At 64.6% G+C, this 7,433-nt stretch carries 8 protein-coding genes; 5 read left to right on the top strand and 3 right to left on the bottom strand.

The window, feature by feature from the left end; translation table 11 throughout:
- From HMPREF0178_RS22190 to HMPREF0178_RS17940, 5 genes are all read left to right on the top strand, one after another.
- A partial coding sequence (locus HMPREF0178_RS22190) for a TRAP transporter fused permease subunit (RefSeq protein WP_039959343.1) occupies positions 1-1,067 on the top strand: 1,067 nt, incomplete at its 5' end.
- A 71-nt stretch (positions 1,068-1,138) separates the two neighbouring features.
- Positions 1,139-2,119: a TAXI family TRAP transporter solute-binding subunit gene (locus HMPREF0178_RS17925; RefSeq protein WP_009369006.1), complete on the top strand. Its 981-nt coding sequence runs from the start codon at positions 1,139-1,141 to the stop codon at positions 2,117-2,119.
- A 280-nt stretch (positions 2,120-2,399) separates the two neighbouring features.
- A complete protein-coding gene (locus HMPREF0178_RS17930) occupies positions 2,400-3,248 on the top strand; it encodes an amidohydrolase family protein (RefSeq protein WP_009369007.1) in 849 nt (282 codons plus the stop codon).
- Positions 3,249-3,400: 152 nt separating this feature from the next.
- A complete protein-coding gene (locus HMPREF0178_RS17935; RefSeq protein WP_009369008.1) occupies positions 3,401-4,597 on the top strand; it encodes a pyridoxal phosphate-dependent aminotransferase in 1,197 nt (398 codons plus the stop codon).
- On the top strand, positions 4,594-5,352 hold the full coding sequence (locus tag HMPREF0178_RS17940) for an HpcH/HpaI aldolase/citrate lyase family protein (protein WP_009369009.1): 759 nt from the start codon (positions 4,594-4,596) through the stop codon (positions 5,350-5,352). The genes HMPREF0178_RS17935 and HMPREF0178_RS17940 overlap by 4 nt, the downstream gene beginning before the upstream one ends.
- A gap of 191 nt (positions 5,353-5,543) precedes the next feature.
- On the opposite strand, the gene HMPREF0178_RS17945 is transcribed toward HMPREF0178_RS17940, so the two are convergent.
- Genes HMPREF0178_RS17945 through HMPREF0178_RS17955 form a run of 3 tightly spaced genes read right to left on the bottom strand, consistent with a single transcriptional unit; the run spans position 5,544 to position 7,266 of the window.
- A complete protein-coding gene (locus HMPREF0178_RS17945) occupies positions 5,544-6,056 on the bottom strand; it encodes an energy transducer TonB (RefSeq protein WP_009369010.1) in 513 nt (170 codons plus the stop codon).
- Positions 6,053-6,475 carry a biopolymer transporter ExbD gene (locus HMPREF0178_RS17950; protein ID WP_009369011.1) on the bottom strand — a complete coding sequence of 141 codons (423 nt, stop codon included), beginning with the start codon at positions 6,473-6,475 and terminating at the stop codon, positions 6,053-6,055. Before HMPREF0178_RS17950 ends, HMPREF0178_RS17945 begins: the two co-directional genes overlap by 4 nt.
- Complete coding sequence (locus HMPREF0178_RS17955) at positions 6,469-7,266, bottom strand: MotA/TolQ/ExbB proton channel family protein (RefSeq protein WP_009369012.1); 798 nt, start codon at positions 7,264-7,266, stop codon at positions 6,469-6,471. The genes HMPREF0178_RS17950 and HMPREF0178_RS17955 overlap by 7 nt, the downstream gene beginning before the upstream one ends.
- Between the last annotated feature and the right edge of the window lie 167 nt (positions 7,267-7,433).

Here is a 7,433-nt window from a genome sequence, read left to right on the forward strand (position 1 = left end):
CCATCATGGGCGCGACGGCGTTCGTCATGGCGGACGTGACCGGGGCCGGCTATCTGGCCGTCGCCAAGGCCGCCCTGCTCCCTTCCCTGCTGTACTACTTCTCGCTGCTCATGATGATCCACTTTGAAGCGGTCAACAAGAACATCGGCATCATCCCCGCCGACCAGATCCCCGATCCGCGCAGCGTGCTGCGGCGCACCTACCACATCCTGCCCATCATCGTGCTGATCGGCCTGCTCGTATCGGGGCGGAGCGTCATTTCCTCCGCGTTCATCTCCATCGCGTCGGTCATCGTCGTCTCCTGTTTCAGCGCGGAAACCCGGTTCACGCCGAAGAGCCTTTACCACACGCTGGAACTCTCCTCGCGCAACGCGCTCATGATCTCCACGTGCAGCGCCTGCGCGGGCATCATCGTCGCCATCGTTTCCATAACGGGCATCGGCTACAAGTTCATCAGCATCATCACCGATCTGGGGCAGTTCCACATCCTGTTGCTGCTGATCCTGCTGATGTTCACCTGCTTTGTCCTCGGAACCGGCGTCCCCGCCACACCCGCCTACATCATCGTGGCGACGCTGGGCGCCCCGGCCCTGATGAAGCTCGGCATCCCCACCCTGTCGGCGCACATGTTCGTCCTCTATTACGCCATCCTTTCGGAGATAACCCCTCCCGTCTGCCTGTCCGCCTACGCGGGGGCATCCATCGCGGGAGCCAACGCCATGCAGACGGGCTGGCGGGCGTTCCGTCTGGGGATCGTCGCCTACATCATCCCCTTCATCTTCGTCTTCCAGCCCGCCCTGCTCCTGACGGGCGAGTTCTCCCACGTCGCGCAGGCCCTCGTCACATCGTTCATCGGCGTCGTCACGCTGGCGGGCGGTATGCAGGGCTATCTGATGGCCCGGTGCTTCCTGTGGGAACGTGTGCTTCTGCTCGCGGCGGGCATAGCCCTGCTCTACCCCGAAATGTACAGCGACCTCGCCGGATTGGGCGTCATACTCTTTATCGGTATGCTCCAGTACCTCCGCCGTGGCAAGGCGCTTCCCCAACCCGATCTCAATCAGGCCTGAGCCGTCCCCGAACGGCGGCCGCCTGTTTGAAAGGCGTTTTTTGACCACCTCTAACCTTTTGGAGAACATGTATGCACCATTTCCTCAAAACAGTGCTTCTGTCCTGCGCGCTGCTCGCGCTCGGAGCCATGCCCTCCCAGTCCGCGGAGTCCCTGCGCTGCGTGTCGGCGGCGAACCCCAGCGGCACCTGGTACATCGGCATGGGAGCCGTCGGCAAAGCGTACACGAACATGAACCCCGGAACGGATGTGACCATGCTCCCCGGCGGCGGTGCGACCAATGCGCCCCGTCTGGCCTCCCGCGCCGCGGATATGGGGGTGGCTGAAAACAGTATGCTGAACGCCTTCAAGACCGGCCTCGAACCCTATAAGGCCCCCACGCCCACGGGCATCGCCACGGTCGCCAACCTGTGGGACCGCATCAACTATCAGATCGTGTCGCCCGTCAGCTCGCCGGTAAAGGATCTGCGCGATCTGAAGACCATGAAGAACGTCAACATCGGCGTCGGCTCCACGGGCGGCTCAACGGAAAAAATCTTCCGCAACATCCTGAAAGAATACGGCATCACCTATGACGACATCAAGAAGAACGGCGGAAAGGTCGTCACCAACGGCTTCGACGACATCGCCAACATGGTGAAGGACGGCCAGATCGACGTGTTCGTCTGGATCGGCCCCGGCGAAGCGTGGTTCATCGTCGACGTGTCCGGCAGCGTCCCCCTGAAGTTCCTGAGTATCGAACCCGGCATCGCCAAGAAGGTCGCCGCCATCCTCGGCTGCAACGTCGGAACCCTGCCCGCCGAGTTCTACAAGGGCAAGGTCGGCCCCGACGTCACGACCCTTTGGGATACCAACGCCATCATCGTGCGCGACAATCTGGATGAGGAAAGCGCCTACCGCCTGACGCAGGCCATCATCGAAGGCAGGGACGATATCGCCCTCGCCAACCCCGCATGGAATTCCATCGATCCGGCGAAGGCATGGCAGGGCGTCGTGTACCCCCTGCATCCCGGAGCGGTGCGCTATTACAAGGAAAAGGGCTACATGAACTGAAAAGTTTCGCGGCCTGAAGCGGGTGACTCCCCTTTCCGGCTCCCGGCCGCGCCTCCGGGCGGGCTCCCGCTTCCCCATAGCCGCCCGGGGGAACAAGATTTGACTGTCCCATAACAAGCCCGCGCGGGAACATGGGCGGTGATGTCCAACCCGTAGTTCTCCGACCCAATCTCCCGGCGCACGCCGCTGCCGGATTCCACCCGGAGAAATATCCGGAACGGCCCTTCCCCCCAACGATGCCGCCCAACCGCGCAAAACACTCCAGAGGAGCTTGACCGCTATGACTATCATTGATGCCCGCCTGCGTCCCCCGCTGAAAGACTACCTCCGCTGCAACCTGTACCGCGATCCGAAAAAGACGCAGGGCTGGAGCAGCAATTTCCTGATGAAGGTGTCGCCCGCCGTCGAGCAGCGCGACGCGGATCTGCTGTACCGGGAAATGGACGACGCGGGCGTGACGCTGGGCGTGATGACCGGACGCCAGAGCCCCGGCATGGGCAACGTCTCCAACGACGACCTCATGGACATCGTGCGCGAACAGCCCGGCCGCTTCGTGGGCATTGCCGGTGTGGACGGCAGCGATCCCGTTGCCGCCATTGCGGAAATCGAGCGCACGGTGGAGAACGGGAACCTCCGCGGCGCGGGGATGGAACCCGGCTGCGGCGCCATCCCCATGTATGTCGACGATGCCCGGCTGTACCCCATCTATCAATACTGCTCCGACCGCTCCATCCCCATGTTCCTGATGGGCGGCGGGGGCAACGGGCCGGATCTCTCCTACAGCAACCCCGAGCACATCGACCGCGTCTGCCGCGATTTTCCGAAACTGGCCGTCGTGAACATGCATGGGTCGTACCCGTGGGTCCCTCAGGTCCTGTTCAGCTGCATGTGCCGTCCCAACATGTACCTCGCCCCCGATATGTACATGTACAACATGCCCGGCGCGGCGGACTACGTGACTGCGGCGAACGGCTTCCTGCGGGACCGGTTCCTGTTCGGCAGCGGCTACCCCTACATCCCGCTGAAGCAGGCCGTGGATCTGTTCGTCGCCATGCCCTTCGACAGGAGCATCCTGCCGAACCTGCTGTATAAAAACATGGCCCGCGTCCTCAAACTTGACGTGGATTGATTGCTTGTCCGCCGTGGAAGGGAGGCTTTGACGGCTCTCCCTTCCCAGGCCCGGCTCCCCGCACGCGGCCCGCCGAAGGCATGGGCCAAAACCGTTCGGGATCGGACGGGGAGCTTTTCCATGCACATTTTGCCAACCAAGCGAGGCATCGCATGTCCACCGGTTCCACCCGCGCCATTTGCCAGTCCGAGCGGATGAAAAACGCTCCGCTGTCCAGCATACGAAACATCATCGCCTACTCCGACAAGCTGGAGCAGGAGGGGCGCTCCATCATCCATCTGGAACTCGGCGAACCGGATTTCGGCACGCCCGCCCACATCATAGACGCCTGCAAAAAGGCGCTGGACAATCAGGAAGTGCATTACGGGCCCATTGCCGGGACCGTGGAACTCCGCAAGGCCCTGTCCAGACACTGCACCCGGTATGGCCTCGAGTACGCGCCGGAAGAAATACTCGTGTCCACCGGCGTGGTCCACGGCGTCTTTCTGTCCATGCTCGCCTATCTGGACCCCGGCGACGAAATTCTGGTCCCCGATCCCGGCTATCTGATCTATTTTGCCGACCCACATATCGCGCAGGCCAAGCCTGTTTCCTATCCGCTGCGCGAAGAGAACGGCTTCCAGCTTGATGCGGAAACGCTTGAGGCGCTCATCACGCCGCGCACCAAGGCAATCCTGATCTGCAGCCCCGCGAACCCTTGCGGCTCCGTGCTGGATCAGGCTTCGCTCGACACCGTCGCCGAGCTTGCCATCCGCCACAACCTGCTGGTGCTTTCCGACGAAATCTATGCCGACATGACCTATGACCGCCCCATGCCGCCCAGCATCGCCTCGCTTCCGGGGATGCGCGAGCGCACCATCGTCCTCAACGGATTTTCCAAATACTACGCCATGACCGGCTGGCGCATCGGCTACATGCTGTGCCCGGTAAAGCTCATGGACCCCATCATGCGCCTGAGCTTCTACAATATCGCGTGCCCGACCACGTTCATCCAGTCGGCGGGCATCGCCGCGCTGGAAGGCGACGAAGGGCCCTCAAAGGACATGCTGGCCGAATACCGCCGCCGTCGGGACTTCATGGTCGAGGCGCTGAACGCCATGCCGGGCTGCCGCTGCCGCAAACCGGACGGCGCGTTCTATATTTTCGTGAACATCGCCGGGACAGGCATGGACAGCGACGGCTTCTGCCGCACGATGATCGACGAGGCGGGCGTATCCATGACTCCGGGCCATGTCTTCGGCACCATGGGCGACGGCTTTGTGCGCGTGTCCTATGCCAATTCCATGGAAAACCTGCAACGGGCCGTTATCCTCATGCGTGAGGTTCTGGAAAAGAGGGCGGCGCGGTGAGTCGTTTTGACCAGAAACTTGCCGCCGGCGAGGGTGTGGTGGGCACATTCTCCCATCTGGGCGGCCCCGCCGTGGCGGAATGCCTGAGCCTGTCCGGCCTGGATTATGTCATCATCGATACGGAACACGGGCCCTTCCCTGATGAGAGCACGGGGGAAATGATCCGCGCCATCGAACTCCACAGCGCGGAGGCGTTTGTGCGCGTGCGTGATTCCTCGCGCGCCGCCGTGCTCCACGCGCTGGATCTCGGGGCGCGGGGCATCATCATCCCCGACGTGCAATCGGTGGAAGAAGCGCGCAGGCTGGTGGAATATGCGAAATATTACCCTCTGGGAGCGCGCGGATTCGCTTTTTCGCGGAGCGCGAAATACGGGTTCCTGCCCGAGCTGAAGCAGATAGGCGACTATTTCACCGCCACGAACCAGCGCACGATCCTCATGCCGCAGTGCGAAACCGCCGGAGCGCTGGAACATATTGAGGAGATCGCCGCTCTGGACGGCATCGACGGCATTTTTGTCGGGCCGTATGATCTTTCCGTGGCGCTGGGCGCTCCGGCGCGGTTCGCCACCCCGCGGTTTGCCGAGGCTCTCGGCCGGGTGATTGCGGCTTGCCGGGCTTCCGGCAAACTGGCGTTCATCTACGCGAACACCATGCCGGAAGCCCGGGCATACTTCGCACAAGGCTATCAGGGCGCGGCCATAGGTACGGATACGGCCTTTCTGGTCAAGGCCATTCAGGGCATGTTGCAGGCGTAACGTTATCCGGTGCTCCTAAAAGCCCCGTCCGGAAGGGACGGGGCAGACCCGACTCATCGCGGGAACCGCCCGTTCCCGGGCCCGGGAACGGCCTGCCTCCGCGCTGGAGCGCGCCTGAAAACGGCATTACACCGTCAACCCCACCCTGCCCTCTCCGTGCGATCCCGCTGGATTGCCGGGCGGTGGCGCGATCAGCGGAGGCCGTATTGGTATTTGACGTGCAGAATGACGGGGATGGGTTCCGTTCCGATGATGGCGGGGCGGCGGACTTTGCCGCTGGCGGCGAGGACGGCCCGGCGCGCCGAGGCGTCGAGCTGCGGCGAACCTGAGGATGCACGGAGCACGGGATCGGTGAACGTCCCGTCGGGCCGGACGGTGAACATATATTCGGCAACGCCGATGAGCCCGGTTTCGCCGCCGTCCAGACGCCGGGCGTGCACGGCCTCGTCGATGTCGTCGAGGTAGCGCAGGAAGGCCTGCCGCTTGCGGTCGGCGGCATCGGCCTTGTCCATGTCGCGCGGGCTGGCGGCGGCTATGCCGATGCCCTTCTCCCGGCTCGTTGCCACTGCCGGGGACGCCATGTCCATCTGGACAACGGTGGTGAAGGACGGCTCGGGCTCGGGCGGCCTCGGGGCGATCAGCAGCGCGAAATGCGCGAACAGGGACACGGCGATCCCGGCGGCGAGGCATTCCTTTTCCGTCATGGGCGCCCCGGCTCATCGGGCTGGGCCGTGGCGATGAGCAGCTTTTCCCCGCCCTGCATCCGCACCTCGTCCACAATGAAGACCAGCGCCTCCACCGGCGCGTCGGGCGCGGCCTTGAGCACAAGCTGTCCGGGGCGCGCCCGGAAGTCCCGCACGAGGCTTTGCAGCTTCGCGCGGATGTCGGTGCGGGCCACGGGTATGCCCTCGCACAGGAACGAGCCGTCCCTGAGCAGCCGGATTTCCACCACGCGCCCGGAAAGCGCCTGCCCGCTGTGCGCCGGAGGCAGGTCGAGGTCGATGCCCCGCACCGCGAACGACGCGGCGAGGATGAAGAAAATCAAAAGGATGAAGACCATATCGATGAGCGGCGTGAGATCCGGCTCGTCGTCCCGCGCCGCCTTGGGCCGCAGGTTCAGCATGAGCGCCCTCCGTCCGGCAGCCCTTCCCCGGCGTTATCCCGGCATTGCGGGGCTTCCCGGCCCTCCGGAACGCTGCCGCGAGGTTTCGGCGATTCCGGGCAAGAGGCCCCGTCCGCCGTGCCTTCCGGCGTTGGCCGTGCCGTGCCGCCCCCACGGGGAATGTCTCCGGGCTGAATCGGTTCCGCCCCGGCCCGAACGGTGAGGCCCCGTCCGCCGTCGGCCAGCAGAGCCGCGTTTCCGGCCTTGTTCAGGGCGTCGGCCACGCGGCGCACCTTGCCTTGAAAGCAGGACAGGAAAAACAGCGCGGGAATGGCGATGCACAGCCCCGCCGCCGTGGTCAGCAGGGCCTGCCAGATCCCCCCGGCGAGCAGGGACATGTCCACGCCCGAGCGGGCCTCGGCGATGCGCGAGAAGGTCGTGATCATCCCGAGGATGGTCCCGAGCAGCCCCATGAGCGGGGCCAGCCGCGCCAGCACGGACAGCAGGGAAAGCCGCGCTTCCAGCCGTTCCAGCACCGTCTCCCCGGCGAGGCGCAAGGCGGCTTCACGGTTCGGAAGGGGCGAGCCCAGGAGCGCCGCGAAGTCCCGCAGGGAGGGGACGGCCTCCAGCCGGGCCGCCAGAGGCCGCACGTCGCCCGTGCGCATCGCCTCCAGCACGAGGCCGGGAAAACGGGAGTCCGGGAACGGACATCCCATGAACACCAGCGCCCGCTCGACGACAATCGCCAGCGCCGCCACCGAGACGGCCAACAGCGGCCACATCATCCAGCCGCCCAGTTCGATCAGCCCCACAAGCTCCCCCTTTACGAAGACGGCGCTTCCGGCAGGGAAATATCCGTGCCGATGAACACCAGATAGCGTTCCTCGCCTTCCGGGGCGGGCTCGAAGCCCAGCCGCCCGGCGGCGTACTGCACCGTCGCGGGCACCATCACGCCGCCGTCCAGCCGCAGATCCACGAC

The organism is Bilophila sp. 4_1_30, from assembly GCF_000224655.1.
Lineage (GTDB): Bacteria > Desulfobacterota > Desulfovibrionia > Desulfovibrionales > Desulfovibrionaceae > Bilophila > Bilophila wadsworthia.